Annotated in this window: 1 protein-coding gene; it reads left to right on the top strand. The window is 62.0% G+C overall.

What is annotated here, in order from left to right:
• On the top strand, nucleotides 1-770 hold a 770-nt coding region (locus EN925_RS37595; protein WP_164894751.1), incomplete at its 5' end, for a DUF2339 domain-containing protein.
• Nucleotides 771-936: the final 166 nt, after the last annotated feature.

Genomic DNA, 936 nt, shown 5'->3' with positions numbered 1-936 from the left:
GCCTTGCCATGGAGGCGGCAGCGGCACTGTTTGCGCTGCTCACGCTCGCCATACTGGTGCGCCACGCCATGCACGGTGGCGTCATCGACACGGGTGCCATGACGCTCGCCGAACAGTCGATCTACACCCTGATCGCCATCGGTGCCGGCGCAATCCTGGTCGCTATCGACATGCGCTCGCCAAGCTCGGTGCTGCGCTATGGTTCGATGGCCATCGGCGTAATCTCCGTCGGCTTCATCGTCATCCGGCACTTCGTGGTGCTGAACCCGCTTTTCACAGACGAATCGACCGGCCGTATCCCGGTGTTCAACCTGTTGTTCCTCGCCTATCTCCTGCCGGCGGTCGCCGCCGGGGGACTGGCGCTCTACGCCAGGGACAAGCGGCCAAAATGGTATGCGCAGATGCTGGCCGTGGTGGCTGCCGCGCTTGCCTTCGCCTATGCCACGCTGTCGGTGAGGCGCCTGTTCAAGGGCGAATTCATCGGCCTGTGGAGCGGCCTCGGCCAGTTGGAAACCTACACCTATTCGGCGCTCTGGCTGGTAATTGGCGTTGCGCTGCTCTCAGCTGGCGTCTGGCTGAAATCGCAGGTGCTGCGCATCGCTTCGGCCGCGCTGATCGCGATCGCCGTGCTGAAGGTCTTCATATTCGACATGTCGGAGTTGGAAGGCGTACTCCGGGCGCTATCCTTCATCGGCCTCGGCGCGGTTCTGATCGGTATCGGCCTGTTCTATCAGCGGCTTTTGACACGGGCGGCGAAGGAAAACGGATAAAGGCAAGCAAGAACAATAAGATTTCACCCCGACCGGGAATAAATCGGCCAATGGGCTCGTTATCTCATTGCTTGGGTGACCGGGGCGGGAGACCGCTTCGCGCTGGCCGCTTGCGCCGCGCCCGGAAGGCGCGTTCAATCCAGATCAACAAGGGCGACCTCGAAAC

This window comes from Mesorhizobium sp. M7A.F.Ca.US.006.04.2.1 (assembly GCF_004022915.1).
Lineage (GTDB): Bacteria > Pseudomonadota > Alphaproteobacteria > Rhizobiales > Rhizobiaceae > Mesorhizobium > Mesorhizobium ciceri.
The sequence above is the reverse complement of the archived record's forward strand: the minus strand, read 5'-3'. Positions and strand labels throughout refer to the sequence as shown.